At 71.4% G+C, this 26,789-nt stretch carries 27 protein-coding genes, 1 pseudogene and 2 riboswitches; of the genes and pseudogenes, 15 read left to right on the top strand and 13 right to left on the bottom strand.

The genetic code is table 11. The features are described 5' to 3' along the window. The 5 genes and pseudogenes from AC5P1C_RS29745 to AC5P1C_RS29725 form a co-directional block, all read right to left on the bottom strand. Window positions 1-242: pseudogene (locus tag AC5P1C_RS29745) on the bottom strand (acyltransferase family protein); the annotation flags it as partial. A gap of 151 nt (window positions 243-393) precedes the next feature. Further along, complete coding sequence (locus AC5P1C_RS29740; RefSeq protein ID WP_493869024.1) at window positions 394-1,419, bottom strand: hemolysin family protein; 1,026 nt, start codon at window positions 1,417-1,419, stop codon at window positions 394-396. Next, window positions 1,416-2,753: a hemolysin family protein gene (locus AC5P1C_RS29735; RefSeq protein WP_493869023.1), complete on the bottom strand. Its 1,338-nt coding sequence runs from the start codon at window positions 2,751-2,753 to the stop codon at window positions 1,416-1,418. Before AC5P1C_RS29735 ends, AC5P1C_RS29740 begins: the two co-directional genes overlap by 4 nt. 182 nt (window positions 2,754-2,935) lie before the next feature. Beyond that, complete coding sequence (locus AC5P1C_RS29730) at window positions 2,936-3,868, bottom strand: M56 family metallopeptidase (protein WP_493869022.1); 933 nt, start codon at window positions 3,866-3,868, stop codon at window positions 2,936-2,938. 6 nt (window positions 3,869-3,874) lie between these two features. Then, window positions 3,875-4,264 (bottom strand): BlaI/MecI/CopY family transcriptional regulator, encoded by a 390-nt coding sequence (locus tag AC5P1C_RS29725; protein ID WP_493869021.1) that lies wholly within the window; start codon window positions 4,262-4,264, stop codon window positions 3,875-3,877. A 300-nt stretch (window positions 4,265-4,564) separates the two neighbouring features. On the opposite strand from AC5P1C_RS29725, the gene AC5P1C_RS29720 reads away from it, so the two are divergent. From AC5P1C_RS29720 to AC5P1C_RS29705, 4 genes are all read left to right on the top strand, one after another. Further along, window positions 4,565-5,014 carry a VOC family protein gene (locus tag AC5P1C_RS29720; protein WP_493869020.1) on the top strand — a complete coding sequence of 150 codons (450 nt, stop codon included), beginning with the start codon at window positions 4,565-4,567 and terminating at the stop codon, window positions 5,012-5,014. A 344-nt stretch (window positions 5,015-5,358) separates the two neighbouring features. Continuing rightward, a complete protein-coding gene (locus AC5P1C_RS29715; protein ID WP_493869019.1) occupies window positions 5,359-6,291 on the top strand; it encodes a trypsin-like serine peptidase in 933 nt (310 codons plus the stop codon). Between the two features lie 10 nt (window positions 6,292-6,301). Then, a complete protein-coding gene (locus tag AC5P1C_RS29710) occupies window positions 6,302-6,601 on the top strand; it encodes a carboxypeptidase-like regulatory domain-containing protein (RefSeq protein WP_493869018.1) in 300 nt (99 codons plus the stop codon). Between the two features lie 81 nt (window positions 6,602-6,682). Next, a complete protein-coding gene (locus AC5P1C_RS29705) occupies window positions 6,683-6,943 on the top strand; it encodes a hypothetical protein (RefSeq protein ID WP_493869017.1) in 261 nt (86 codons plus the stop codon). A gap of 40 nt (window positions 6,944-6,983) precedes the next feature. Here the strand turns inward: AC5P1C_RS29705 and AC5P1C_RS29700 are convergent, their stop codons facing one another. Beyond that, window positions 6,984-7,355 carry a hypothetical protein gene (locus AC5P1C_RS29700; protein ID WP_493869016.1) on the bottom strand — a complete coding sequence of 124 codons (372 nt, stop codon included), beginning with the start codon at window positions 7,353-7,355 and terminating at the stop codon, window positions 6,984-6,986. A 340-nt stretch (window positions 7,356-7,695) separates the two neighbouring features. On the opposite strand from AC5P1C_RS29700, the gene AC5P1C_RS29695 reads away from it, so the two are divergent. Together AC5P1C_RS29695 and AC5P1C_RS29690 are read left to right on the top strand one after the other, a co-directional pair. Next, the gene (locus tag AC5P1C_RS29695; protein ID WP_493869015.1) at window positions 7,696-8,316 is read left to right on the top strand and encodes a hypothetical protein; all 621 of its coding nucleotides are present in this window, start codon (window positions 7,696-7,698) and stop codon (window positions 8,314-8,316) included. Further along, window positions 8,316-8,732 carry a hypothetical protein gene (locus AC5P1C_RS29690; RefSeq protein WP_493869014.1) on the top strand — a complete coding sequence of 139 codons (417 nt, stop codon included), beginning with the start codon at window positions 8,316-8,318 and terminating at the stop codon, window positions 8,730-8,732. Before AC5P1C_RS29695 ends, AC5P1C_RS29690 begins: the two co-directional genes overlap by 1 nt. A 114-nt stretch (window positions 8,733-8,846) precedes the next feature. On the opposite strand, the gene AC5P1C_RS29685 is transcribed toward AC5P1C_RS29690, so the two are convergent. Continuing rightward, window positions 8,847-9,887 (bottom strand): NAD(P)-dependent alcohol dehydrogenase, encoded by a 1,041-nt coding sequence (locus AC5P1C_RS29685; protein ID WP_493869031.1) that lies wholly within the window; start codon window positions 9,885-9,887, stop codon window positions 8,847-8,849. A gap of 404 nt (window positions 9,888-10,291) precedes the next feature. Further along, window positions 10,292-11,740 carry an argininosuccinate synthase gene (gene argG / locus AC5P1C_RS29680; protein WP_493869013.1) on the bottom strand — a complete coding sequence of 483 codons (1,449 nt, stop codon included), beginning with the start codon at window positions 11,738-11,740 and terminating at the stop codon, window positions 10,292-10,294. 124 nt (window positions 11,741-11,864) lie between these two features. Between argG and AC5P1C_RS29675 the strand changes: the two genes are divergently transcribed. Beyond that, window positions 11,865-12,017, top strand: coding sequence for a hypothetical protein (locus AC5P1C_RS29675; RefSeq protein WP_493869012.1), 153 nt, complete (start codon window positions 11,865-11,867; stop codon window positions 12,015-12,017). On the opposite strand, the gene AC5P1C_RS29670 is transcribed toward AC5P1C_RS29675, so the two are convergent. The 4 genes from AC5P1C_RS29670 to AC5P1C_RS29655 are packed head-to-tail and all read right to left on the bottom strand — an operon-like array spanning window position 12,006 to window position 14,790. Then, complete coding sequence (locus tag AC5P1C_RS29670; protein WP_493869011.1) at window positions 12,006-12,887, bottom strand: energy-coupling factor ABC transporter ATP-binding protein; 882 nt, start codon at window positions 12,885-12,887, stop codon at window positions 12,006-12,008. The genes AC5P1C_RS29675 and AC5P1C_RS29670 overlap by 12 nt on opposite strands. Continuing rightward, entirely contained in the window at window positions 12,884-13,633 is a 750-nt protein-coding gene (gene cbiQ / locus AC5P1C_RS29665; RefSeq protein ID WP_493869010.1) for a cobalt ECF transporter T component CbiQ, read from the bottom strand. The genes AC5P1C_RS29670 and cbiQ overlap by 4 nt, the downstream gene beginning before the upstream one ends. Before the next feature lie 6 nt (window positions 13,634-13,639). After that, on the bottom strand, window positions 13,640-14,014 hold the full coding sequence (locus AC5P1C_RS29660) for an energy-coupling factor ABC transporter substrate-binding protein (RefSeq protein WP_493869009.1): 375 nt from the start codon (window positions 14,012-14,014) through the stop codon (window positions 13,640-13,642). Next, window positions 14,014-14,790 carry an energy-coupling factor ABC transporter permease gene (locus AC5P1C_RS29655; RefSeq protein WP_493869008.1) on the bottom strand — a complete coding sequence of 259 codons (777 nt, stop codon included), beginning with the start codon at window positions 14,788-14,790 and terminating at the stop codon, window positions 14,014-14,016. The genes AC5P1C_RS29660 and AC5P1C_RS29655 overlap by 1 nt, the downstream gene beginning before the upstream one ends. Window positions 14,791-14,820: 30 nt before the next feature. Then, window positions 14,821-15,018: riboswitch (cobalamin riboswitch) on the bottom strand. A 223-nt stretch (window positions 15,019-15,241) separates the two neighbouring features. After that, window positions 15,242-15,457, top strand: a riboswitch (cobalamin riboswitch). Between the two features lie 163 nt (window positions 15,458-15,620). Here AC5P1C_RS29655 and metE point away from each other — a divergent pair. Then, complete coding sequence (gene metE / locus AC5P1C_RS29650; RefSeq protein WP_493869007.1) at window positions 15,621-17,942, top strand: 5-methyltetrahydropteroyltriglutamate--homocysteine S-methyltransferase; 2,322 nt, start codon at window positions 15,621-15,623, stop codon at window positions 17,940-17,942. Between the two features lie 178 nt (window positions 17,943-18,120). Here metE and AC5P1C_RS29645 read toward each other — a convergent pair whose 3' ends face one another. Further along, entirely contained in the window at window positions 18,121-18,612 is a 492-nt protein-coding gene (locus tag AC5P1C_RS29645; protein ID WP_493869006.1) for a MarR family winged helix-turn-helix transcriptional regulator, read from the bottom strand. A 202-nt stretch (window positions 18,613-18,814) separates the two neighbouring features. On the opposite strand from AC5P1C_RS29645, the gene AC5P1C_RS29640 reads away from it, so the two are divergent. Genes AC5P1C_RS29640 through AC5P1C_RS29610 form a run of 7 tightly spaced genes read left to right on the top strand, consistent with a single transcriptional unit; the run spans window position 18,815 to window position 26,745 of the window. Then, window positions 18,815-19,738: an SDR family NAD(P)-dependent oxidoreductase gene (locus AC5P1C_RS29640; RefSeq protein ID WP_493869030.1), complete on the top strand. Its 924-nt coding sequence runs from the start codon at window positions 18,815-18,817 to the stop codon at window positions 19,736-19,738. 14 nt (window positions 19,739-19,752) lie between these two features. Next, window positions 19,753-20,625 (top strand): amidohydrolase family protein, encoded by an 873-nt coding sequence (locus AC5P1C_RS29635; protein WP_493869029.1) that lies wholly within the window; start codon window positions 19,753-19,755, stop codon window positions 20,623-20,625. 10 nt (window positions 20,626-20,635) lie between these two features. Continuing rightward, the gene (locus tag AC5P1C_RS29630; RefSeq protein ID WP_493869005.1) at window positions 20,636-22,174 is read left to right on the top strand and encodes an acyl-CoA synthetase; all 1,539 of its coding nucleotides are present in this window, start codon (window positions 20,636-20,638) and stop codon (window positions 22,172-22,174) included. Then, window positions 22,171-22,626, top strand: a complete 456-nt coding sequence (locus AC5P1C_RS29625; protein ID WP_493869004.1) for a MaoC family dehydratase — start codon at window positions 22,171-22,173, stop codon at window positions 22,624-22,626. The genes AC5P1C_RS29630 and AC5P1C_RS29625 overlap by 4 nt, the downstream gene beginning before the upstream one ends. Before the next feature lie 12 nt (window positions 22,627-22,638). Continuing rightward, window positions 22,639-24,015 carry an MFS transporter gene (locus AC5P1C_RS29620; protein ID WP_493869003.1) on the top strand — a complete coding sequence of 459 codons (1,377 nt, stop codon included), beginning with the start codon at window positions 22,639-22,641 and terminating at the stop codon, window positions 24,013-24,015. Then, window positions 24,012-25,445 carry an alpha/beta hydrolase family protein gene (locus AC5P1C_RS29615; RefSeq protein WP_493869002.1) on the top strand — a complete coding sequence of 478 codons (1,434 nt, stop codon included), beginning with the start codon at window positions 24,012-24,014 and terminating at the stop codon, window positions 25,443-25,445. The genes AC5P1C_RS29620 and AC5P1C_RS29615 overlap by 4 nt, the downstream gene beginning before the upstream one ends. Continuing rightward, window positions 25,420-26,745: a deoxyguanosinetriphosphate triphosphohydrolase family protein gene (locus tag AC5P1C_RS29610; RefSeq protein ID WP_493869001.1), complete on the top strand. Its 1,326-nt coding sequence runs from the start codon at window positions 25,420-25,422 to the stop codon at window positions 26,743-26,745. Before AC5P1C_RS29615 ends, AC5P1C_RS29610 begins: the two co-directional genes overlap by 26 nt. Window positions 26,746-26,789 lie beyond the last annotated feature (44 nt).

Here is a 26,789-nt window from a genome sequence, read left to right as displayed (position 1 = left end):
GCGGGCATGTGGAAGGTGTAGACGGTGATGTAGAGCGCGGCCGCCGCCCTGCTGTCACCGCGCAGCGGCTCCCACGCGTGGCCCATCGCAACCAGCACGATCGCCAGGTACTTGGCGTTGTCGAAGAACGAGTCCCGGCCCTTTGTCAGCGGCTTGGGCGCCACGGTGGGGACCGGAGGCGCCGCCGGAGGGGCACTGCGCGCGGTGGGCAGCGGCGCCCGCAGCGCCCCGGCTCGGTCCATCGAACGGACAGGCTCAGTCACGGGGCCTCCCGGGGGAACCCGGGCCCGCGATCGCGCGTCTTACGTCGGATGCGGGTGCTACACCTGTGTAGAACATCACCGGCACCCTAGCCACCGGAGCCCCCGCGCGTACAGTCGCGCCACCTGTGAATCAGCTGAGTGCCGCCGGTGAAGGCCCGACCAGCTCGGACAGGACGTCCTCCATGGTGACGAAGCCGAGCACCGTGCCGCTCTGACCGGTGACCGCGGCCAGGTGGCTGCCCGCCGCGCGCAGTGCGGTGAGGGTGTCGTCGAGCGGTGTGTCGATGTGCACCCGCGTGACGACGTGCAGGGCGCTGCGCGGGAAGGGCCGGTCGCGGTCGGCTGTGCCCAGGGTGTCCTTGATGTGGAGGTAGCCGAGCAGAGTGCCGTCCGGGCCGGTCACCGGGAAGCGGGAGAAGCCCGCGTGCGCGGCCACCTGCTCCAGGCGCGCCGGGGTGACGGAGTGCTCGACGGTGCGCATCCGGGCCACCGGTACGAGGATCTCGCCGACCGGCCGCGTACCCAGCTCCAGTGCGTCGCGCAGCCGCTCGCCGTCGGCCGCCGACAGGAGCCCGGCCTCGCTGGAGTCGACGACCATCCGGGCGAGCTGGTCGTCCGTGTAGACGGACTCGACCTCGTCCTTCGGTTCGACCTTGAGCAGCTTGAGCAGGGTGTTGGCGAAGGCGTTGATGCCGAAGACGACCGGCTTGAGTGCGCGGGTGAGGGCCACCAGCGGCGGGCCGAGCAGCAGGGCGGTCCTGGCGGGCGCGGCAAGCGCGATGTTCTTGGGGACCATCTCGCCGATCAGCATGTGCAGATACGTCGCCACGGTAAGGGCGATGACGAAGGCGATCGGGTGCACCAGGGCGTGCGGGATGTGGACCGCTTCGAAGCCGGGCTCCAAGAGGTGCGCGATGGCGGGTTCCGCGACCGCGCCGAGCACCAACGAAGAGACTGTGATGCCGAGTTGGGCGGTGGCCATCATCGCGGAGATGTGCTGCAGGCCCCACAGGGTGATGCGGGCGCGCTTGTCGCCCGCCTGGGCACGGGGTTCGATCTGGCTGCGGCGTACGGAGATCAGGGCGAACTCGGCGCCGACGAAGAAGGCGTTGGTGAGCAGGGTCAGGGCGCCGATGGCGAGCTGCAGCGTGGTCATCGAGCCTCCTCCACGGTCTGGCGGGGCACCTGGAGTGCCGGTTCGGTGATGCGGATCCGGTCGGCGCGGTGATGCTCGACGATCAGGACGTCCAGGTGCCAGCCGTCGAGGTCGAGGACGTCGCCCTTGGCCGGGATGCGGGAGAGGCGGGTGGCGATCAGGCCGGCCACGGTCTCGTACGGACCTTCGGGCGCGGTGAGCCCTATCGCGGCGAGCTGGTCGATGCGGACCCCGCCGTCGGCCTCCCAGACGGTCCGGCCGTCCGGGGCGGCCTGGGCGGGCAGCAGGTCGGGGACCTCGACGGGGTCGTGCTCGTCGCGGACCTCGCCGACGACCTCCTCGACGATGTCCTCCACCGTCGCCACACCGGCCGTGCCGCCGTACTCGTCGATGACCACGGCCATCGTGCGGGTCTCCCGCATCCGCTCCAGGAGCCGGTCGGCGGGCAGGCTGTCGGGCACGAGCAGGGGGTCGGCGGCCAGCTCGGTGATCGGCGTGAGAGGCCGCTTCTCGGGGGCCAGGGCGAGCACGTCACGGATGTGCACGGTGCCGATGACCTCGTCCAGGCTCTCGCGGAAGACGGGGAAGCGGGACAGGCCCGTGGCGTGCGTCAGGTTGGCGGCGTCGGCGGCCGTGGCGTGCGCCTCCAGGGCGCGTACGTCCACGCGCGGCGTCATCACGTTCTCCGCGGTCAGCTCGCTCAAGTGCAGGGTGCGGACGAACAGTTCGGCGGAGTCCGCCTCCAGGGCGCCCTCGGCTGCCGAGCGCCGGGCCAGGGCGACCAGCTCTTCGGGGGTGCGCGCGGAGGCCAACTCCTCGGCGGGCTCCAGGCCGAAGCGGCGTACGACGTGGTTCGCGGTGTTGTTCAGGTGCCGGATGAACGGCCCGAAGGCGGCGGTGAAGCCGCGCTGCGGCGCCGCCACCACCTTGGCGACGGCCAACGGCCGGGAGATCGCCCAGTTCTTCGGCACCAGCTCGCCGACCACCATCAGGACCACGGTGGAGACGATCACGCCGAGGACGCTCGCCACCGCGGACGCGGCCCCGCCAAGCCCCATCGCTGTCAGGGGCCCGCGCAGGAGCGCGGCCAGCGACGGCTCGGCGAGCATGCCGATCACCAGTGATGTGACGGTGATGCCGAGCTGGGCGCCGGACAGCTGGAAGGTCAGCCGCCGGACCGCCTTCAGGGCGCCTTCGGCACCCCGCTCCCCCGCCTCGGCGGCGCGCTCCAGGTCACCGCGCTCGACGGTGGTCAGGGAGAACTCGGCCGCGACGAACAGCGCGCAGGCGAGCGTGAGGAGCAGGGCGAGCAGCAGGAGCAGGATCTCGGTCACCGTGCCACCCCCGTTCCCTCACGCTCGGACAGCGGACGGGACGTGGCACGGTTCGTACTGGGAGGCTCACCCATTGCGGGTCCGGGCTCCTTCTCGTACTCGTACGAAGTGTCGTACGAGGGCGGTGGCATGGAAGCGGTAGGGCTTCTACACCACTGTAAAGGAACGGCAAACGGATTCCGCTAGAGCGGGGTGGCCGCGTGCAGGATGAGGACCATCGTCACGGCCGAGTTCGCCGACGACATGGCCGAGACCGCCGCTCCCGCCGCCGCTGCCCACGCGGCGAGCCCCACCGCGGTGAACAGGGACGGCCAGCTGCGCGCCGCGGGAGCCGGGCCGAGCAGGGCCGCGACCCGGCGCGGTACGGGCCCCGGCGCGGCGAGTCCGGCCAGGGTCGGGGCCGGGGCGCCCCGGGAGTGGAGGGCCGCCTTGCCGATCGCGCGGGCGACGGTCCTGCGGTCGCCGACGGCGTGAGCGGCGTTTTCGTCGGCCCACCGCTCGGTCGTGTAGGACACGGCTGTACGCAGCGGGCGCAGGAACGGATTGGCGCGCGCGGCCAGCTGCACGGCGAGGAGACAGCGGTGGTGCCGGGTCGCGAGGTGGGCGCGTTCATGGGCGAACAGGGCGCGGCGCTCGGCGGGTTCGAGGCAGTCGAGCAGGGCGGTGGTGACCACCACCCGGTCACGGGCGCCGCCGGGCAGCGCGTACGCGTAGGGCGCGTCGTCGGGCAGGACCGCGACGGAGGTCCCGGGCAGCCCGGCCAGCGCGCGGTGGGCGCGACGACGTACCTGGCGGTGGCGCCACAGTGTCCTGCCGCAGGCCGCGGCCACCGCGAGCAGTCCGGGAATGGCGAGGCGTCCCGCCACCTCGTCGTACGGGACGGCGGCGCGGACCTCGGGGTCCGACCAGCCGTCCGGCAGGGGGTTGCCGGGCAGCTGAGCCGTGCCGACGACCATCAACAGGCCCAGGCACAGCGTGCTGCACAGCGCCATGACCACGGCGACCGTCGTGAGCAGCCGGGTGGCGGTGCGCGGGTGCAGCCGCTGCTCGGCGAGCCGGGCGACCGGCCAGGCCGTCAGCGGGAGCACCATCGGCAGAAGGACGAACATCCCCATGACGGCTCAGACGTCCCTCTCCGCCTCGGCCTGCCCCAGGAGCTCACGCAGCAGCCGCTCGTCGCCCGGCGGCAGCGCGGTGAGGAAGCTGGCGAGGACCGCCTCCCGGTCCTGTTCGCCGTCGAGCACCTTGCGCATCTTGCGCGCCGCGAGACCCGCCTCGTCGGAGGACGGCGTCCACGCGAAGGAGCGGCCGGCGCGTTCGCGGGTCACCGCGCCCTTGTCCAGGAGCCGGGTCAGGATCGTCACGACGGTCGTGTAGGCGAGGCCCCCGCCGAGCCGCTCCTGCACCCAGCCGGCGGTCGCGGGTCCCTCCGCCTCGCGCAGGGTCGAAAGGACCTGCGCCTCCAGCTCGCCCTGCCCCCGTCGCCGGGAAGGCCGCCGCTGTTCCGACACGCCCGTCTCCCTTCCACTGCCTCGTCGTCCCGTACGAGGCTATCCCCCGCCCGCCGGCGGTGCGCCGCCGCCACCATGACGGCGGGGGCACGCCGAAACGCCATTGCTCCGCCTCGTGGCGCGCATTAAGGTCGCTCGGGTGACTACCGGGTCGGCCATGGGCCATGCACGAGTGAGGTTCCCGGACCTGGCGTGAGCGCGAGGCGGGTCAGAGCCCCGCCACCCTCTCTTCCGCCTTGTCTGCCGGCGCCCCATGCGGCGCACCATCAGTGGAACCCAGACCCGGAAGAGACATCACCCATGCCGCACACCCAGCACGAGCCCGCTTCGCCTGTCGCCACCGCCCAGTTGAACCACACCGCCGTCTACGCCAAGGACCGGCAACTGTCGGCCGAGTTCCTCGCCGTGATCCTGGGCCTGAAGGTCGGCGCCCCGTTCGGGCCGTTCCTGCCCGTGGATCTCGGCAACGGCGTCACGCTCGACTTCTACGAGCTGAGCGACGAGCCGATCCAGTCGCAGCACTACGCCTTCCTCGTGCCCGACGAGCAGTTCGACGCCATGATCACTCGCCTGGAGACGGTCGGGGTCACGTACTACGCCGACCCCAGCCACACCGAACCCGGCCTGATCAACCGGCTGTTCGGCGGTCGCGGCGCGTACTTCGACGACCCGGACGGCCACAACATGGAGATCATGACCCGGCCCTACGCCCGCCCTCAGCACCCGGAACGGACCGCTCACGCGGGCTGATTGTCTGTTCGAGACGTGATTGAGGCATCGTGCCCCGCCCGCTCCCGCAGCGGGCGGGGCACGGGTGCCCGGCCGGGGCTGCTGAGAGCCGGCCCGGGGCGTGTGCCGTGAGGCGGTGGGGCGAGCTGACGCCGTGAGCGCCGGATGGGCTGTGAGAGCCGGTCAGTCGACGCACTCGGGGTGACGGGCGGCAGAACACGCGCACGCGCGACGGACGGCGCAAAAGGCTCATTGCGGCACTTGTCCGACGGCAGTAAGAAAGGGAATCGACCCGAAAAACGTTGCGGCCGCGGCGTCCTGAAAGGCATCACATCGCAGCTCTGAGAGAAGCCGGGTGATCCAGAATGGCGCAAGATCCACACACCGCAGTGACGAGCGAGCCGGACGACGGTGCCATCACCGTGGCCACCGAGCAGGAGGCGGTCCTGCAGCCGCCCTCCGAGGGGACGGAGGGGCAGGCCCAGCACTCGACGGGTGAAGGCCTGGAGCATGTCGAGGGCTACCGCCGCCCCGAGCACTTCGCGCCGGAGGCCTGGACGGCCCCGACCGCCTCGCTTCCCGACATCGGCGAGGCGTCGTTCGGCCCGCCACCGCTGGCTCCCGAGACCGTGCACGGTCCCGATGACCGCATCCAGATCACCAACACCAGCGTGTATCCGTGGCGGGTGCACTGCTACCTGCTGATCACGGCCCGCGACAACGCCCTCTACCAGGGCACCGGCTGGCTCCTCGGACCCCACACCCTCGCCACCGCGGGCCACTGCGTCTACATCAAGGGCAGCGGCGTGGCGGGCCGGGACGGCTGGGTGAAGAGCATCCAGGTCATGCCGGGACGCAACGGCGCCTCGCTGCCCTACGGCAGCATCACCTGCACCAGCTTCCGCTCCGTGACAGGCTGGACGCAGAACGGCGACGAGAACTTCGACTACGGCGCCATCATCACGCCCTCCAACATCGGCTCCACCACGGGCTGGTTCGGCTTCGGCGTCTGGTCGGACTCCGACCTGCTCAAGACCACCGGCAACATCTCCGGCTATCCGGGCGACAAACCGTCCGGGACGCAGTGGTACGCGGCACGCGGGATCGACTCGGTCGCCGCGCGCAAGGTGTACTACGACATCGACACCGCGGGCGGACAGAGCGGCAGCTCCGTCTACCGCATCGACAGCACCGGCCGCTATGGCTTCGGCATACACGCCTACGGCGGAGCCCGGGTGAACTCGGGAACCCGGTTCACCACACCCGTGTTCAACAACTACGTGGCATGGAAGGCGTGAGCGAAACCCTATGAGCAGCAGGTCCGCAGTGGAGATCACCGGTGTCGTCCGCGACGCGTCGGGCACCCCGGTGACGAGGGCCAACGTCCTGTTCACCGCTGGGCCCCAGCCCCTGCCGGACATCGCTGCCCTGACCGACGCCGAGGGGCGGTTCTCTCTCATCGCCCCCACGGCGGGCCAGTACACGCTCAGCTGCCGGGCGGACCCTCTCGCGGGTCCGCCCGGCACGGCCGAGGCCACCGTCCGCGTCGAACCGTCGTCGGAAGCGGCCCTGCCGGGGCGGCTGAGGGTCGATCTGACGCTCGGCTAGCTCGGCCTGAGGGGGCGCGTACGGGGCCGACCGGCAGTGGTGGACGTGCGTGGCGCGCGACTCCTGTCTACCGTCACGTGCATGAGCACTGTCTCGCAGCGTTTCGAGATCCTGCTGGTTCCCGAGTTCTCGGGTGACGGCGAGAGTACGACCGATGCCCGCGGCGCCCTGCGCTCGGCCGTCGTGGTGGCCACCGGCGAGACCGGGGCCTCCGGGTTCCCCCGGTTCGCGGGTGACGGGATGGAGGCCGACATCGACCCCGCGACCCGCACTGTCGAGGCGCTCCTGGTCGACGGGTCCGAGCTGGACTACGGACTCTCGGTGCGGGTCGCGGACGCGTAGCGGGGTCGGGCCCCCGGGCCCGGCACGGCAGGAACACCGGTCAGGTCAGTGGCGGGGCCACGTCGCCGGCGAGGCGTGCCAGCGCGTGCGCGAGCCCCGGCGGCGATCCGGCCTGAGCCGGGCCGACCGCGCCGGCCGGTGAAACGGTCCCCACCACGGCGTCGCCCGAGTGGACCAGGATGTGGCTGGGCGGCTCGAGTTGGCGTGCCTGGTCGATGACCGTGGTGGCGTCGCCCGCGAAGCGGGCGCTGAGGTCGATGACCAGGACGTCGGGCAGCAGGGCGCGGGCCCGTGCAAGGGCGAGGAAACTGTCGTCCGTCTGGGAGATGACGTGCACGCCGGGGACGGCCTCGATCTGCGGGATGAGGTCACTGGCCCGGTGATCGGCGGCCAGTACCAGCACGGTCAGCACTTCGCACTCGTCCTTCGCGTGGTCCAGGTTCCAGCGGGCACTCGCCGTACTGCGCTCTCGACTTCACTGATCGTTTCAGCTTGTCATCCGACGCGGCGGATCCGGCGACCTCCGGGGCGCGGGCGTGTCGCCCTGCCGCGGCGCGGTGCGTCACGTCGCCCACAGGCGAACTGCCCCTCAGTCGACTGATCGCCGTACATGGGGGTACTCGGCCGCCCTGCGAATCCACAACCAGCCGTTCACCCGCTGACCAGAGAAGCCCCGATCGGTGCCCACGTCGCGTGGGTGCCCGTCGGCCGGCCTCAGCGCCGAACGGGCCACGAGATCAAGGGAGGCAGCCATGATCACCGCCGTCATCATCGCCGTGGTCGTCATCGCGGCAGCCGCCGTCCTCTTCGTCGGACTGCGGCGGACCCGGGGCGGCGGACGCGGCCTGAAGCACCGTTTCGGTCCCGAGTACGACGACACCGTCGCCCGCCACGACGGGGACGTACGGGCAGCCGAACAGGAACTACGCGAGCGCGTACGGCTCCACGGCTCCGTCAGGACCGAGCCCCTGCCGCCCGGGGCGCGTGAGCGCTACGTGGCCCAGTGGGCCGGGGTCCAGGAGCAGTTCGTCGAGTCACCCCAGAAGGCCGTCATCGAGGCCGACGCGCTCCTTGCCCGCCTGGCCAGGGACCGGGGCTTCCCCGACGGCGAGCGCTTCGACGACCAGATCGCCGCGCTCTCCGTCCACCACGCACACTCCGTCCACGGCTACCGCAGCGTGCACACGGCGGCGCGCGGACTGGCCGGCACCGAGGAAATGAGGGAGGCGATGGTCGAGGCCCGGCGCCTCTTCGACGCCCTGATCGCCGAGCACGCGGTCGATTCGACCCGCGACAGCCGGTCGTCCACCGCCGAACGCGGCCACACGCCGTGGGCACTGCCCCGGCGCCACGTGAAGGGAAGTGGCACGTGATGGGGGACGCCAAGCACTTCACGCCGCATGAGCCGGGCACGGGTACAGGTGCGGGTTCCGCTGCCGGTACCAACACCGGCGTCCCCGCCCCCGCTCCTGCCCCCGCTCCTGCCCCTGCTCACACGCCGACCCGTACAGCGCCTGACTCCGTCCTGCTCCCGCAGGACGAACGGGACAAGCTCGGTCTGCGGCTCCAGCAAGCCCTCAGCACCTTCGTCGAGAGCCCGCGCCAGGCGGTGGAGGAGGTCGACAGCCTCTTCGACGACGCCGTCAGGCACCTGACCGAGACCCTCACGGAACGGCGGCGCACCCTGCGCGCGAGCTGGCAGGGTCAGGACACGGAGGCGCAGACGGAGGAACTGCGCCTCGCGCTCCGGCAGTACCGGGAATCCATGGAACGGCTGCTGCGCGTCTAGGGCATGGCGAAGCGCAGGATGCGCCCCTCAGCACGTGGTCACGAACGAACGTCATGTCCTGGAGTCCGAGGCGACCGCCTCGGGCTCCAGGATGGTGGTGGCCGCCCCGCGGGGTCAGCCGTTGGGGAGGATGACCGCCCGGCCGCTGATCCGGCCGTCGTGCAGGTGCTCGTACGCCTTGGGTGCGTCGCCGAGCGCGTACCTCTCCACGTGGACGTCGATCGCGCCGGAGCGGGCCAGGTCGAGGACCTCGATCAGCTCCGCCCTGCTGCCCCAGTACGGGGCGCGGACCGCCGCGTCGTAGGGGGTCGTGCCGAAGCCGACGGACGCGGCTCCGCCGCCGATGCCGACGATGGTGACGTCCGCCTCCACCGCGGCGCAGGCGGTCGCCGTGGCGACGGTGGGCGGCGCGCCGACGAAGTCGAACACCGCCTGGGCGCCGAGGCCGCCGGTCAGCTCACGGACCTTCGTCGCCGCGTGCTCGTCCGAGAGGACGGTCTCGTGTGCGCCGACCTGATGGGCCAGGCGAAGCTTTCCGTCGGTGACGTCCAGGGCGATCACTCGTGCCGGGGTCAGCGCGCGCAGCAGCTGGATGGCCACGTGTCCCAGGCCGCCGGTGCCGATGACCACGGCGGTGCTGCCGGGGGTCAGCTTGGGCAGGGAGGTCTTGATGGCGTGGTACGGGGTCAGGCCGGCGTCGGTGAGCGGCACGGCGGTCACCGGGTCGAGGCCGCCCAGCGGGACCAGATGGCGCGCGTCGTCCACGATCATGTACTCGGCGATGGCGCCGGGGGCCCCGAGCCCCGGCGGGCGGATGCCGAGATCGGCGGCGCGCGTGCAGTAGTTCTCCTTGCCCTGCGCGCACATCAGACAGGCGCCGCAGCCCCAGGGGCCGTAGTCGGCCACGGAGTCGCCGACCTCGAAGCCGGTGACGCCGTCGCCCAGCGCGGCGACGGTCCCCGCGCCCTCGTGTCCGAGGGTGAGCGGCAGCGGGAAGGTCAGCGCCTCCGCGGGCCAGCTCATCACCGCGATGTCGGAGTGGCAGACGCCCGCGGCGGTGACCTTCAGGAGCACCTGGCCGGGGCCCGGCTCCGGGCGCGGGACGGTGACCACCTCGGGGGCGGCGCCGACGCTGCGGTACTGGACGGCCTTCATCTCTGCGGGCAGTTCGGGGCTTTCTTGCGCTGACATCTGGGATGCCTCTTCTCGTTCTTCGTGCTGTGCGCCGGTGTCCCCCTGTGTGCATCTATCCCCGCGGCTGCGCGGTGTCCAGCCGCCGTCGACCGGGTGGTAGCTGCTCATGTCTCCGACTGTACTCCTCGACATGTCCCAGTGAGACATGTGACCCATTGGGACATGTGATCACTGGGACATCGCCAGCCCTGTCCCGCGGCGTGGCCCTGGGCGTGGTTCCGCGCTGCGGATGGCGGGCGCCTTCGGCGTGGTCCGCGGCGACCAGGCGCCCGCCCCGGACTGACGGAGAACCGCCGACGACGACAGCGGGCCCCGACGGATCGAGATCCGCCGGGGCCCGCTGCTCAGATGCTCACGACCCGCACTCAGTCCGTGCCGGACTCCATCGCCGCACGGTCCAGCATCGTCTCCTCGTCCGTCGCGGCACCACGCGAGGCGATCGCCTCGGCGCCGCCGCCGTCCATGGCTCCGATCAGGCCGGTCGATGCCGCCTGCGCGGCACCGATGGGCATCGGGTGGCCGCCGCCGACCAGGCCGAGGCCCGCGTACTGCTCGAGCCGCGCGCGGGAGTCGGCGATGTCCAGGTTCCGCATGGTCAGCTGGCCGATCCGGTCCACCGGGCCGAACGCCGAGTCCTCGGTCCGCTCCATGGAGAGCTTGTCCGGGTGGTAGCTGAACGCCGGGCCCGTGGTGTCGAGGATCGAGTAGTCCTCGCCGCGCCGCAGCCGCAGCGTCACCTCGCCCGTGATCGCCGTGCCGACCCAGCGCTGCAGGGACTCGCGGATCATCAGCGCCTGCGGGTCCAGCCAGCGGCCCTCGTACATCAGCCGTCCGAGGCGCCGGCCCTCGTTGTGGTACGCGGCCAGCGTGTCCTCGTTGTGGATCGCGTTGACCAGGCGCTCGTAGGCGATGTGCAGGAGGGCCATGCCGGGCGCCTCGTAGATGCCGCGGCTCTTGGCCTCGATGATCCGGTTCTCGATCTGGTCGGACATGCCGAGGCCGTGCCGGCCGCCGATCGCGTTGGCCTCCATGACGAGGTCGACCGCGGAGGCGAATTCCTTGCCGTTGATCGTGACCGGGCGCCCCTGCTCGAAGCCGATCGTCACGTCTTCCGTGTCGATCTCCACCGAGGGGTCCCAGAACCGCACGCCCATGATCGGCTCGACGGTCTCAAGACCGGTGTCCAGGTGCTCGAGCGTCTTCGCCTCATGCGTGGCGCCCCAGATGTTGGCGTCCGTGGAGTACGCCTTCTCCGTCGAGTCGCGGTAGGGCAGCTCGTGCGCGAGCAGCCACTCCGACATCTCCTTGCGGCCGCCGAGCTCCGTCACGAAGTCCGCGTCCAGCCAGGGCTTGTAGATCCGCAGGTGCGGGTTGGCGAGCAGCCCGTACCGGTAGAACCGCTCGATGTCGTTGCCCTTGAACGTGGAGCCGTCGCCCCAGATCTGCACCCCGTCCTCCAGCATGGCCCGCACCAGAAGCGTGCCGGTCACGGCACGGCCCAGCGGCGTCGTGTTGAAGTACGGACGCCCGCCCGACCTGATGTGGAAGGCGCCGCACGACAGCGCCGCGAGCCCTTCCTCGACCAGCGCCGCACGGCAGTCGACGAGCCGGGTGATCTCGGCGCCGTACGCGGAGGCACGGCCGGGCACGGAGGCGATGTCGGGCTCGTCGTACTGGCCGATGTCGGCGGTGTACGTGCACGGGACGGCACCCTTGTCACGCATCCAGGCGACGGCGACCGAGGTGTCGAGACCGCCGGAGAAGGCAATGCCGACGCGCTCGCCGGTGGGGAGGGAGGTGAGGACCTTGGACATAGGAAGAGTATGCATCACTTCGCATGACCATGCAACGTCGACCGCACGGCGACGGTCGCCCGTACGCGCCGCCGCGGTCGTCCGTACGCGCCGCCGCGGTCGTCCGTACGCGCCGCCCGCGGTAGTGGCGACGCAGCTTCCGGTCACCCACCGGGCCGCGGGCCGGCTCGACCAGCGGCGCTCCATGGCGGTGGGGCTCGTGCCCATCTCCGTCGGGTTCGCCCTCGTGGTGCTCCTGCCCGGCCGTGACCGGACCGCGGGCGCGTCAGCCGGCTGACGCGCCGGGCATCGCCGGGGCCGTGAGGGCCGCCAACTCCTCCGGGGTGCGCGGCCCTTCGCCCGCCACGGCCAGCAGGCCCTTCGTCCGCAGCAGCTCCGCGACGGCGATCCCCCACGGCAGGCGAAGGCCCGCCTGCGCGAGGAGGTCGCGGTGGGCCAGCATCCGCGCGACCGGCCCGGTGCGCACTCCCGAGGGGGTGAGCAGCGCCGCGTCGTCGGCCCAGTGGAGTGCCAGATCCACGTCGTGGGTGGCCATGACCACGGTCGTCCCCGCGTCCCGCAGGCCTTGCAGGGTCGTCAGGAGCCGTTCCTGCCCGTCGGGGTCGAGCCCCGCGGTCGGCTCGTCGAGGATCAGCACGCGCGGACGCATCGCCACGGCTCCGGCGATCGCCGTCCGCTTCCGCTGCCCGTAGGAGAGCAAGTGGGTGGGGCGGTCAGCCAGTTCGCCGATGTCGAGCGCGGCGAGCGCCTCGGCGACCCGCGCCCGGACCTCGGTGTCGGGCAGCCCGAGGTTCAGCGGTCCGAAGGACACGTCCTGCTCGACCGAGGCGGCGAACAGCTGGTCGTCCGGGTCCTGGACGACCAGCTGAACGGTGGTGCGCAGCCGCGTCAGCCCCTTGCGGTCGTACGTCACGGGCGTGCCCTTGAGCGTCAACCCGCCCTGGTGCGGGCGGAGTCCGCCGCTCAGAAGACGCATGAGGGTGGTCTTGCCGCTGCCGTTGCGCCCGAGCAGCGCCAGGGCGCGGCCCTCGGTGACGTCGAAGTCCAGGCCGCTGAGGACGGTGGGCCCTTCTTCATACGCGTAGGAGGCGGCGCGCAGGGCGACCAAGGACTCGCCCGGCTCGCGAGGAGCGCTCGGCTCGCTCATGGAAGAAGCCTTTCCAGTACGAGGGTGAGGGCCGCGAGGGCCAGGAGGAGCACCGCGCTCGCGGCCACGAAGCGCCGGGAGACGCGGGCCTCGGGCACGAGCACCCGCAGGGTCCCGTCGTAGCCGCGTCCGGCGAGCCCGGCCTGCAGCCTGCTCGCCCGGTCGAAGGCCCGCACGAACGCGGTGGCCCCGAGCCCGCCCAGGGAACGCCAGGTGGCGGCCCGGGTGGTGTGGCCGAGCCGGGCGGCCTGCGCCTGCCGGATCCGGCTCATGGAGTCCAGGAGCAGGAAACTCATGCGGTACATGACCAGGGCCACGTCCACGACCGGTGCCGGGACGCCCGCCTTCACCAGGCGGGGCAGCAGGTCCGACATCGGTGTGGTGAAGGCGAACAGCAGGACGCCGAGCGAGGCCGCCGATGTGCGCAGGAGCAGCCCGCCGGCCCGCGCGGGGCCGCCGTCGGCGAGCGTGACGAACCCTTCGGGGCCGCCGAGTTGGACGATCAGGGTGAGGGCGCCGGTCACGCAGAAGCCGAGCGGTACGCGGTAGGCGCGCCACAGTTTGCGCGGCGGCACCCCCGCGGGGCCGAGCAGCACGGCGAGCGCGGCGATCAGCACCAGGACGGCACCGGGCCAGGGCGGCAGAGAGACGGCGAGGACCGTGAGTCCGAGCCCGAGCACTGCCTTGTCCACGGGGTGGCGGCGGCGCCAGCGACTGCTGTGCGCCGCCGCGTCGATGGGCAGCACGCGGGGTCAGACCTGCTCGCCATCGGGCTGGTCGGCCTCCACGTCGGTGGCCTGCTCAGCGGGCGCTTCCTGCGATCGTGCGCTCTCCGCGCCCTGGCGGCGCCCCCTGCGCAGACCGAAGTAGTACGCGAGGACGCCCGCGCCGAGTGCCGCCTGCAGGGCGAAGAGCGCCGACTCGACCTCCCCGGACGGCGGTTCGTACAGCGGCGAGAACCACGGCTCGTAGTCCGGCTCGATCTCGGTGATCGCGGTCTCGGCCTGGGCATCGGCCCCGGCGAACGGCTCCTTCTCGTCGTCGCCGAGACCGAGCGCCAACGGCAGCACCGCGAGCGCGGCGACGATGAGGAGGAGCAGAGTGTTGATCTTCGCGTTCCGGCTCATCAGGCGCTGGCCCCCGTCTCCGTCGTCTTCGTCGTGTCCGCCGTCTTCGCCGTCTTCGCGTTCGTCGTGTCCGCCGTCTCCGCCGTCTCCACCGCCTTCGTGGCCGACCGCTTGCCCTGCAGCAGGACGCCGAGCCGCGTCAGCTCACCCTTGCTGGACTGCACGAGCAGCCGCATCACCAGGACGGTGAGCAGCCCCTCGCTGACGGCCAGGGGGATCTGCGTGACGGCGAAGATGCCGCCGAACTTGCCGAGCGCGCCCATGAACCCGCTGCTCGGGTCGGGGAAGGCCATGGCCAGCTGGACGCTGGTGACGCAGTACGTGGACAGGTCCGCGACGAACGCGCCGAAGAACACGGCGACCATGAGCGGCGCGCCGTACCGCTTCAGGAGGCGGTAGACGGCGTATCCGGCCCAGGGCCCGACGATCGCCATGGAGAACACGTTGGCGCCCAGCGTGGTGAGCCCGCCGTGGGCGAGCAGCAGGGCCTGGAAGAGCAGGGTGATGGTGCCGAGCACCGCCATGATCGGCGGCCGGAACAGGATGGCGCCGAGCCCCGTTCCCGTCGGGTGCGAGCAACTGCCCGTCACGGAAGGGATCTTCAGCGCGGAGAGGACAAACGTGAAGGCACCGGAGGCGCCGAGAAGCAGGGTGCTCTCGGGGTGCTCCTTGACCTCACGGGTCAGGGAGCGGACTCCGTGGACGACGAATGGCGCGGACGCTACGCCCCAGGCGATCGCGTGCGCCGGCGGGAGGAAACCCTCGGCTATGTGCATGGCTCAGCAGACCCTCTCCAGCACCTCGTGGATGGACAACGCGCCTTGGCCGGTCTCCTGGCTGACGGGTCGTACCGACCGAACTCCGCCTTCCCGGATGCGTGAGCACCCAGTGGCTGCCGCGAGGGCTGGAGCCGGACTTCCCGATCACAGTGGCGAGGGCCGCACCGGCATCACACCGGATTTCCCGTTCACCAAGGCGTGGTGACCCTAGTGCGCAATCGAGTTGCCTGACAACTTGTGGAGCCACCCCACCTGTGGCACGCGCGGGCGCACCCGAACACGGGCGTGCGCCCCTGGTCAGGGCGCGTCTCAGGAGTGTGTGATCTGGTCCGTGGTCGCGAACACCGCGTGACAGAGGCGGCGTCCCGCGGCTGCTGCGGACGGGGCCGTGTCCCACCTCACGGTCCGGGATGTGATCAGTACTGCCCAAGAGGCCGACCAGCCCCTTAGCCTGACCGGTGCAGCTGGTTCGCCCTGTCCGCCAGACAGGAGCGTCGTAAGAGGGAACCCGGTGGGAATCCGGGACTGCCCCGCAGCGGTGAGTGGGAACGACCGCCGTCATGAGCACTGGATCCGAGCGGATCCGGGAAGCGACGGCCAGTAGGAGCCTGTTTCGGCAGGTGTGCCCGCGAGTCCGAAGACCTGCCCGTTGCCTGTACGTGACCCCTCACGTGCGGACATCCCGGTGACCTCGTGGGCGGGTCGGCGTACAGATCAGGTGGGGCACCGCGCCGCAGGCGCGCGTTCGGTCCGCCCGGTTCGTCATCCCTTCGCGTCCGTGTCCCGTCCCCGGGATCCTCAGGAGTCATCTCGCGAAGGAGATTTCCGTGACACCGAAGTCCGCAGCCGCGGCAGCACGAGCCACCGTCTACGGCTACCCCCGCCAGGGCCCCGACCGGGAACTGAAGAAGGCCGTCGAGGGGTACTGGAAGGGCCGCGTCACCGCCCACGCCCTCCGGGACACCGCGGCGCAACTGCGCCGGGCCACCTGGCAGCATCTGGCCGCCTCCGGCATCCATGAAGTGCCGACCGGTGACTTCTCGTACTACGACCATGTCCTGGACACCAGCGTCATGGTCGGCGCGGTCCCGCAGCGGCACCGCGAGGCCGTCGACACCGACATGCTCGACGGCTACTTCGCCATGGCGCGCGGTACCAAGGACGTGGCGCCCCTTGAGATGACCAAGTGGTTCGACACGAACTACCACTACCTCGTGCCGGAGCTCGGCCCCGACACCGTCTTCACCGCCGACTCCGCCAAGCAGGTCGCCGAGCTGAAGGAGGCCATCGCTCTCGGCCTCGCGGCCCGCCCGGTCCTCGTCGGTCCGGTCACCTACCTGCTGCTCGCCAAGCCCGCGCCCGGCGTTGCCGTCGACTTCGAGCCACTCACGCTCCTGGACCGACTCCTGCCGGTGTACGCCGAGGTCCTGGGCGACCTGCGCGCCGCCGGTGCCGAGTGGGTGCAGCTCGACGAGCCCGCCCTGGTGCAGGACCGCAGCCCGGCCGAACTCAACGCCGCCGCCCGTGCCTACCGCTACCTCGGCACCCTCACCGACCGTCCGAAGCTGCTCGTCGGCTCCTACTTCGGCAGGCTCGGCGAGGCACTTCCGGTGCTCGCCAAGGCGCCGGTCGACGGTCTCGCCCTGGACTTCACCGAGGCCGCGGCCAGCCAGCTGGAGGATCTCGCCGCCGTCGGCGGGCTGCCCGGCAAGCGTCTTGTTGCGGGCGTCGTGAACGGCCGCAACATCTGGATCAACGACCTGGAGAAGTCTCTCTCCACGCTGGGCACGCTCCTGGGTCTCGCCGACCGGGTCGACGTCTCCGCGTCCTGCTCCCTGCTGCACGTCCCGCTGGACTCCACCGTCGAGCGCGACATCGACCCGCAGATCGCGCGCTGGCTGGCCTTCGCCCACCAGAAGACCGCCGAGATCTCCACACTGGCCCGCGGCCTGGCCCAGGGTGCGGGCGCCATCGCGGCCGAACTCTCCGCCAACCGTGCTGACTTGGCGTCCCGCTCGGGCTCGGCCCTCACCCACGACCCGGCCGTACGCTCGCACGTCGCCTCCGTCACGGGCTCGGATGCCCGCCGCACGCACGCCTACCCGGAGCGCGCGGCGGCCCAGCGGACCCGCCTCGGCCTGCCCCAACTGCCCACGACCACCATCGGCTCCTTCCCCCAGACCACCGAACTGCGCACGGCACGGGCCGACTTGCGAGCGGGCCGCATCGACACGTCCGGCTACGAGGAGCGCATCAAGAGCGAGATCCGCGAAGTCCTCGCCTTCCAGGAGGAGGCGGGCATCGACGTCCTGGTGCACGGCGAGCCCGAGCGCAACGACATGGTGCAGTACTTCGCCGAGCAGCTCACCGGCTACCTCGCCACGCAGCACGGCTGGGTCCAGTCGTACGGCACCCGCTATGTGCGCCCGCCGGTGCTGGCCGGTGACATCTCGCGGCCCGAGCCGATGACGGTGCGCTGGACCTCGTACGCCAACTCGCTCACCGACCGCCCCGTCAAGGGCATGCTCACCGGCCCGGTCACCATGCTCGCCTGGTCCTTCGTCCGCGACGACCAGCCCCTCGGTGACACGGCGCGGCAGGTGGCCCTCGCCCTGCGGGACGAGGTCAACGACCTCGAGGAGGCGGGCACTTCGGTCATCCAGGTCGACGAGCCCGCCCTGCGCGAGACGCTGCCGCTGCGCGCGGCGGAGCACCCCGCGTACCTGGACTGGGCGACGGAGTCCTTCCGCCTCACGACCAGCGGCGTGCGCCCGGACACCCAGATCCACACACACATGTGCTACGCGGAGTTCGGCGACATCGTCCAGGCCATCGACGACCTCGACGCCGACGTCATCAGCCTGGAGGCCGCCCGCTCGCACATGCAGGTGGCGCGCGAACTGGCCGAGCACGGCTACCCGCGCGAGGCGGGTCCCGGCGTCTACGACATCCACTCCCCGCGCGTACCGAGCACGGAGGAGGCAGCGGCCCTGCTGCGCAAAGGACTGGAAGCCATCCCCGCCGAACGGCTGTGGGTGAACCCCGACTGCGGCCTCAAGACCCGCGGCTGGCCCGAGACACGGGCCGGCCTGGAGAACCTGGTCGCGGCGGCACGCGAGGTGAGGGCGGAGCTGCCGACGCGTTCCTGACCTGAACGGGCGGACCGGGGCGGCCATTTGAAGGAAGTCGGCCGCCCCGGCCCGCCATGATGGACGCACTGGCCGTTCCGTCGCGGAGCCGGTAGGCGACCGGTGGCAAACTCGACCGACCGCTGCGCACGCACACTGTTCGACGCCCCGGACCGACCGCCCCCCCAGGGGCGTCCCCTCAGCCCTCGTCCGTATGCGCCATCCGGGACAACAGCGCATGCAGCACCTCGCGCTCCTCCGGGCCGAGCGGAGCCAGGAGTTCATCGGTGACGCCGCGGGCCACCTCGTCCGAGTCCCTCAGGAAGTCGTGGCCCGCCGGAGCGAGGGCGACGATGCGGCGGCGGCGGTCGTCGGGAGCGGGGCGGCGTTCGACGAAGCCGAGGCGTTCCAAGTCGTCGACCAGGCCGACGATCGCGCTGGGGTCGTATCCGAGCTCCTGGCTCAGCTGACGCTGGGCCGCGCCCTCCACCGTGGCCAGATAGCGCAGCAGCGCGTAGTGGCGCAGGCGTAGGCCGGATCTCTGGAGCGCCGCGTTGAAGAGCTGCCCCGAGCGCAGGCCGAGGCGGTAGAGCAGATACCCCGCGTCGGCGTGGAGTCCCCGCATCCAGGGTGCACCCTCGTCGACGGACCCTTCCTCGACGGGCTCGGCGGTGGTCTTCCGGCTGGTCATGAGGGGCGGTCTCCCTGATCGGTGGTTCGCGGGCACACAGCGGTCGTCGCTGACAGTGTCCAGCATGCCGCATGATCGATGTCACCAACAACCATTGACGTCAACAATGGTTTGTCTTAGCTTCCTTTCCGCGGGCCGAAACAGACTCCCCCACTCCCGCCCACCCATCCCATCTCGCTGCCTCCAAAGGGGTTTCCCAGTGCTGGACTCATACGCCGTGGACCTGCGCGGCAAAGTCGCCGTCGTCACCGGATCGGGGCGCGGCCTCGGCCTCGCCTACGCATCCGCCCTCGCCCGCGCCGGGGCCGCCGTGGTCGTCAACGACGTCGATGCCGAAGCGGCCGAGCGCGCCGTCAAGACCATCACCGAGGCAGGCGGGCGCGCCGTCGCGGAGGTGGCGGCCGTCGGCGGCAGCGAGGCCGCCGACCGACTCGTGGCCCGTGCCGTGGAGGAGTTCGGGCGGCTGGACGCGATGGTGACCAACGCCGGGATCCTGCGCGACCGGGTGCTGTGGAAGATGACCGACGACGACTTCGACGCGGTGGTCACCACCCATCTGCGGGGCACCTTCACCTGCGCCCGCGCCGCCGCCGTACGCATGCGGGAGCAGGGCGAGGGCGGCAGCCTGATCCTGGTCGGGTCCCCCGCCGGACAGCGGGGCAACTTCGGGCAGACCAACTACGCCGCCGCCAAGGCCGGGATCGCGGCCATGGTGCGTACGTGGTCGATGGAACTGGCCAGGGCCGGCATCACCGTCAACGCGATCGTGCCGGTGGCAGCCACCGCGATGACCGAGACCATCCCCGCCTTCGCCCCGTACATCGAGGCCATGAAGGAGGGGCAGCCGCTGCCGGACTTCCTCCGCAAGGGCGAGGGGTTCGGGACGGCCGACGACTGTGCCGCCCTCGTTCCGTTCCTGGCCTCCGGCCTCGCCCGCGACGTGACCGGGCAGTGCGTCGGCATCGGCGGCGACCGGCTCACCCTGTGGTCGCACCCGCAGGAGGCCTCCGTGGCGTACGCGGACGGCGGCTGGACCCCCGAGACCATCGCCGCCGCCTGGCACACCTCGGTGGGCAGCACCCCGGAGCCGGTCGGCATCCCCGCGCCCAAGATCCCCGGGGCATGAGGGAGTTGGACGCGTTGGACCTCTCCGAACTCACCGCGATCGACGTCCACACGCACGCCGAGGTCTCCTCCCAGGGGCACGCCTCCCTCGACGAGGACCTCGACGCCGCGTCCAGCGCGTACTTCAAGGTCGAGGGGCGCAACCGCAAGCCGACGCTTGGGGAGATGGCCGCCTACTACCGCGAGCGCAAGATGGCCGCCGTCGTCTTCACCGTGGACGCCCAGTCGGCCACCGGCACCGCGCCCGTCCCGAACGAGGAAGTCGCCGAGGCCGCCGCCGCCCACCCCGACGTGCTGATCCCGTTCGCCTCCATCGATCCCTTCCGAGGGAAGGCGGGCGTGCGACAAGCCCGCCGGCTCGTGGAGGAGTACGGGGTGAAGGGCTTCAAGTTCCATCCCAGCATCCAGGGCTTCTTCCCCAACGACCGTTCTCTCGCCTACGCGTTGTACGAGGTCATCGAGGAGACCGGCTGCGTCGCCCTCTTCCACACCGGACAGACCGGCATCGGCGCGGGCGTGCCCGGAGGCGGCGGGATCCGTCTGAAGTACTCGAATCCGATGTACGTCGACGACGTCGCCGCCGACTTCCCGCACCTGAAGATCATCCTCGCGCACCCGTCCTTCCCCTGGCAGGACGAGGCCCTCGCCGTCGCCACGCACAAGCCGGGCGTGCACATCGATCTGTCGGGGTGGTCGCCGAAGTACTTCCCGCCCCAACTCGTGCACTACGCCAACACCTTGCTCAAGGACAAGGTGCTCTTCGGTTCCGACTTCCCCGTCCTCACGCCCGACCGCTGGCTCGCCGACTTCGCGAACCTGGCGATCAAGGACGAGGTCCGCCCCAAGATCCTCAAGGAGAACGCCGCCCGCCTGCTCGGGCTCGAATAGAGGGGGCGCCATGCACAACGAAGGACTCGGCTCCTGGCCCGCTCGCCGGGCCCGCAAGACCCCGCACCGCACCGCCCTCACCCACGAGGGCCGCACCATCAGTTACGCCGCCCTGCACGCCCGCGTCCTGCGGCTCGCGCACGCCCTGCGCACCCGAGGCGTCCGGCGCGGGGACCGGGTCGCCCATCTCGGGGCCAACCACCCCGCCTTCCTGGAGACCTTCTTCGCGGCAGGCGCACTCGGCGCGGTGTTCGTGCCGCTCAACACCCGCCTGACCGCGCCCGAACTCGCCTACCAACTGGCCGACGCGGGAGCCCGCACGCTGATCCACTCCTCCGCGCACACCGCGGTCGTGGCGGAGCTGCGGCAGGCGGCCGGGCAGGTGGACCTCTTCGTCGAAGTGGGCTCGGAATACGAGGAGTTGATCGAGCTCGGCGTCGAGGAACCCCTGGACGAGGCGGTCGGCGCCGACGACGTGTGCCTCCTGATGTACACCTCAGGATCTACCGGTCGCCCCAAGGGCGCGATGCTCACCCACGCCAACCTCACCTGGAACGCCGTCAACGTCCTGGTCGACGCCGACCTCACCGCCGACACCGTCGCCCTGGTCTCCGCCCCGCTCTTCCACGCGGCGGCACTCGGCATGCTCACCCTCCCCGTGCTGCTCAAGGGCGGGCACTGTGTCCTCGTCGAGTCCTTCGACCCGGCCGAGGCCCTTGATCTCGTCGAACAGCAGGGCATCAGCGCGATGTTCGGGGTGCCCACGATGTACGAGCGCCTCACCCGCGAGCCACGCTGGCGAGCGGTCGACCTGTCATCGCTGCGGATCCTGATGTGCGGCGGGGCGCCGGTGCCGATGCCGTTGATCGAGGCGTACGCGGAGCGCGGGCTCGCCTTTCAGCAGGGGTACGGGATGACGGAGGCCGCGCCCGGCGTGCTCTATCTCGACGCCGAGCACGCGGAGCACAAGGCAGGCTCGGCGGGGGTGCCGCACTTCTTCACCGACGTACGCGTCGTACGCCCCGACCGGAGTCCGAGTGCCACCGGGGAGACCGGCGAGGTGCTTGTGCGCGGGCCCCATGTCATGGCCGGTTACTGGCAGTTGCCGGACGAGACCGCCGCCGCCTTCGCCGACGGATGGTTCCGCACCGGCGACGCGGCGCGGGTGGACGCCGACGGCTTCGTCACCATCGCCGACCGCCTCAAGGACATGATCATCTCCGGTGGCGAGAACATCTACCCCGCCGAGGTCGAGAGCGCGCTGCTCGCCCACCCCGACGTGGTGGAGTGCGCCGTCATCGGCGTCCCGGACGCGCGCTGGGGTGAAGTACCGCGCGCCGTCGTCGTGCCGCGCGAGGGCGCTGCCCCCGCCCCGGACGACGTACTGGGATTCCTCGTGGGCCGACTCGCCAAATACAAGATCCCCAAGTCCCTTGTGTGCGTGAGCGAGCTGCCGCGCACCGCCTCCGGGAAGCTCCACAAGCCAAGCCTGCGCCGCGAACACGGCGGCGCGGCGAAACCCGATCCTGAAGGAGAACCACCCCAATGACCGTCACCACCAACGGACTTGACGAACTGCACGCCCTCGCCGGCAGCGAACTCGGCGTCACCGACTGGCTGGAGGTCGGCCAGGACCGCATCGACACCTTCGCCGACGCGACCGACGACCACCAGTGGATCCACACCGACCCCGAGAAGGCCGCACAAGGTCCCTTCGGGGCGCCGATCGCACACGGCTACCTCACCCTCTCCCTCTTCATCCCGCTCTTCACCGATCTCCTCGACGTCCAGGGCGTCACCACGAAGGTCAACTACGGCCTGGACAAGGTGCGTTTCCCCTCACCCGTGACGGCAGGCTCCCGGATACGTCTGCGCGCCACGCTCGCCTCCGTCGACGCGGTGCGGGGCGGCGTACAGATCGCGGTCGACGGCACGGTCGAGATCGAGGGCGGCGACAAGCCGGCCTGTGTCCTGCGGAGCCTGTCCCGCTTCTACGCCTGAGGAGCCGACACCATGACACACCCACCCGCCGGCAGGACCAGCCCCGAGGCCGACCCCGCGGAGAGATCCGGACAACTGCGCCGCGTCGCCCTGTCCGGACTGCTCGGCACGGCGATCGAGTTCTACGACTTCCTGGTGTACGGCACCGTCGCCGCGCTCGTCTTCGGTGACCTCTTCTTCCCCGAGGCCGACCCGGCGGTGGGCACGGTGGCCGCCTTCGGCACGTTCGCCGCGGGCTATCTCGCCCGCCCCATCGGCGGCATCGTCTTCGGCCACTTCGGGGACCGGCTCGGCCGCAAGTCGATGATGCTCCTGACCATGGTCCTGATGGGCGCGGGCAGCTTCCTCATCGGCCTGCTGCCCACGTACGACGCGATCGGCGTCTGGGCGCCGGTCCTGCTCGTCCTGCTCCGCGTCGTGCAGGGCATCGCGATCGGCGGGGAGTGGGGCGGCGCCACGCTCATGGTCGCCGAGCACGCGGGCAACCGGCCGCGCGGCCTGTGGACCAGCTTCACCCAACTCGGCGCTCCGCTGGGCACGGTGCTCTCCACCGGGGTCGTCGCGCTGGTGAGCACGCTGCCCGACGACGACTTCCGGGCCTGGGGCTGGCGGGTGCCGTTCCTGCTCTCCTTCCTGCTGCTCGGCGCGGGCCTCTACATCCGCCTCAAGGTCACGGAGAGCCCGCTCTTCGCCTCGCTGTCGCAGCGCCGGGAGCGGGCGCGGATGCCGCTGCTCGAAGTCCTGCGCGCGCCGAAACCGGTGCTGCTCGCCTCGGCGGTCGGCATCGGCCCGTTCACCGCGCAGGCGCTGATGACGAGCTTCATGATCTCGTACGCCGTCGACGAGGGGTACTCGCGCCCGCAGGTGCTCACCGGGGTGACCGTCGCCTCCTGCGTGGCCCTGGTGGTGCTGCCGTGCGCGAACCTCCTCTCCGACCGCTTCGGGCGCCGCCCTCTGGTCCTCGCCGGGGCCCTGCTCTCGGCGGCCACCGCCTTCCCGGTCTTCGCCCTCGTGGACAGCCACCGGCCCGGTCTGCTGATCCTGGCGTGCGTGATCGGGCACGGCATCGCCCAGTCCGTGATGTACGGGCCGCTGGGCGCCCTGTTCAGCGAGATGTTCTCGACCCGGGTGCGCTACACGGGCGCCTCGCTCGGCTATCAGACGGCGACGCTGCTCGGCGCCGGGTTCTCTCCGCTGATCGCGAGCGGGCTGCTCACCACGTACGACTCCAGCGACGCGGTCGCCCTGCTGCTCACGGCCGGCAGCGCGATCACCGTGCTTGCCGTCTGGCGGGTCAAGGAGACCAACACGCGTGACCTCGCCGTACAGGGCCCTCCGCTCGCGGCATCCGCGCCCCCCGCAACCTCCGTACAGGGAGAATCCACATGACACGCACCCCCCGGCAGCCCGTGGTCGGTCTCGCCGCCCTGCTGCTCCTCGTGGCAGCGGCCCCGGCCTCCGCCACGCCGCCGTCCACCGCCCGCCACCTGGAGGGCACCCTCCCCTCCGGCGCCGCGTACATGATCGACACACCGGACCACTGGAACGGCACCGTCCTGCTCTTCAGCCACGGCTACCGCCCCGAGGGCGCCCCCAACCCGGCCGTGAACGCCCCCGATGGTCCCACCAAGAAGCTGCTCCTGAAGGAGGGTTACGCGCTCGTCGGCTCCTCGTACGCGACGAACGGCTGGTCCGTGGAGCAGGCGGTGCCCGACCAGCTGGCCGCCCTCGACGCGTTCACCGGGAAGGTCGGCGAGGCCCGGCGGACAGTCGCCTGGGGCGAGTCGCTCGGCGGTCTGATCACCACGACGATCGCCGAGCGCCATCCGGGACGCGTCGACGGCTCCCTGTCCATGTGCGGCCTCGTGCACGGCGGGGTCGCCAACTGGAACTCCACGCTGGACGCCACGTTCGCCCTCCGCACTCTTCTCACCCCCCGCTCCGGCGACTCCGATATCCCGCTGGCCGGCTTCAAGGACGCCTCCGAAGCCGCCGCCTCGGCCAAGCGGCTCGGCGCGAGTCTGGGCACAGCGCAGAACACCGCCGACGGCCGGGCCCGCATCGCGCTCGCCGCCGCGCTGCACAACATCCCGGGCTGGAACGACCCGGGCACGCCACGGCCGGCCCCGGACGACTACCCCGCCGAGCAGGAGAACCAGTACACGGCGGTACGCGGCCTGGTGGCGCAGCCGGGCTTCGCCTGGCGGGAGGAGGCCGAGCGCCGCGCCGGCGGCAACATGTCCTGGAACACCGGCGTCGACTACTCGGCGATGCTGGCCCGCTCCTCCCACTACAAGGAGGTCAAGGCCCTCTACAAGTCGGCCGGCCTGTCGCTCCGGAGCGACCTGCGCGACCTCGCCCGCGCACCTCGCGTCAGCGCGAAGCCGGGCGCGGTGCGCTACATGGCCGATCACGCCTCCCCCTCCGGCCGTCTGAGCAAGCCCCAGTTCGACATCCACACCACCGGCGACGCCCTCGTCCCCGTCCAGGTGGAGAGCGCATACCGTCGGACGGTGACCGAAGCGGGCCGCACTCCGCTGCTGCGGCAGGCGTACACCGAGAACGCCGGGCACTGCACCTTCAGCCCCGGCGAACAACTCGCCGCCGTCCACACGATCGACCACCGGATCACGACGGGCCACTGGGACGGCACCTCACCGTCGGCCCTCAACTCCCGCGCCCACCAGGCAGACCCGAGCACCCCGGCCCGCTTCGCGACGTACCACCCCGGCCCCTACCCGCGTCCCTACCAGGGGAGGTCACGGATTGTTCAGCAGGACGTAGCATCCGCACATGCGACCAGCCCTGTACAGCCATGAGGATCTCGAACAGCACTCCCTGCGGCGCCGGGTGTCCGACGAGGGGCAGCGGTCCGGGTTCGAGCACGATGTGGACCGGATCCTGTACTCGACCCAGTGGCGTGCCCTCGCGGGCAAGAGTCAGGTGGTGGCGAGCGCGGAGCTGGGCGCATACCACACCCGGCTCACGCACTCGATGAAGGTGGCCCAGCTCGGCCGGCGGATGGCGGAGCGCCTCGAGCGCAAGTACGGCGGGCCGAATCCGGCGCTCGTCGAAGCTGCCTGCATGGCGCACGACATCGGCCATCCGCCCTTCGGGCACGCCGGTGAGCTGGCGCTGCGCGCCACGATGGACGAACTGCACTTCGCGGGCGGTGTCCTGGACAGTTTCGAGGGCAACGCGCAGACCCTGCGGGTGCTTACCTTCCTCGCCGCCCACAAGTACCCGGGCCATCGCGGACTGCACCTGACGCGCGCCTGTCTGGACGCGTCCACCAAGTACCCGTGGGAGCGGGCGCCGGTCGACCAGGATCCGGCGCGGCATGTGAAGTGGGGGGTGTACGTCGCCGACCGGGAGGCGTTCGGGTGGGTGCGGGCCGGCCGCGGCGACACCGCGGTGCCGGTCGAGGAGCAGGTCATGGACTGGGCGGACGATGTCACCTACGCCTGCCATGACGTGGAGGACTTCTACCGTACGGGCCTGATTCCGCTGGCCGCGCTGTTCCCGCCGGACGGAGCCGCGGGCGGCGACACCGAGCGCGAGACCCGCCGTTTCCTGGACTACGTACAGGCCAAGCGGGTGCGCGCGGGCGAGGCGTTCGACCGTGAGGCGGCGCTGCTGCTGATGGCGGACATCGGCAAGCGGCTCGCGGTGCACGCCCCGTACAGCGGCAGCCATGAGGACGCGGTGGCGGTCAACTGGCGCACCGCCGACCTGATCTCGTACTTCACCCGCGGCATCGAGCTGGAGGTGGGCGGCGCCGCGGCGATCCGGTACGGGGCGCGCCTCGTGATCCCGGCCGAGCGTCGGGCCGCCTGCGACCTGCTCAAGGAGCTGGTGTGGTGCTACGTCATCGACCGCCCGGCCCTCGCCACCCAGCAGCACGGAAAACGGCGCGTGGTCGGCGAGCTGCTGCGCTGGAGCCATGACGCGCCCGAGCTGCTTCCGCAGGACCGCGCCGAAGAGCTGGCGCTGCACGGCGACCGGCTGCGGGCCGCCGCCGACCATGTCGCCTCGCTCACCGAGGACCAGGCACTGGCCCTGCACCGCAAGCTTTCCGGCACGGGCCTGGGCTCGGTGAACGACAATGTGTGGCTGTGACTGTGTGTGGCTGTCACGGGGTATGGCTGTGACTGAGTGTGGCC

The sequence above is a fragment of the Streptomyces sp. A18 genome (assembly GCF_059026065.1).
Note: the sequence above shows the minus strand (reverse complement) of the source record. Positions and strands in the feature narration are given on the sequence as shown.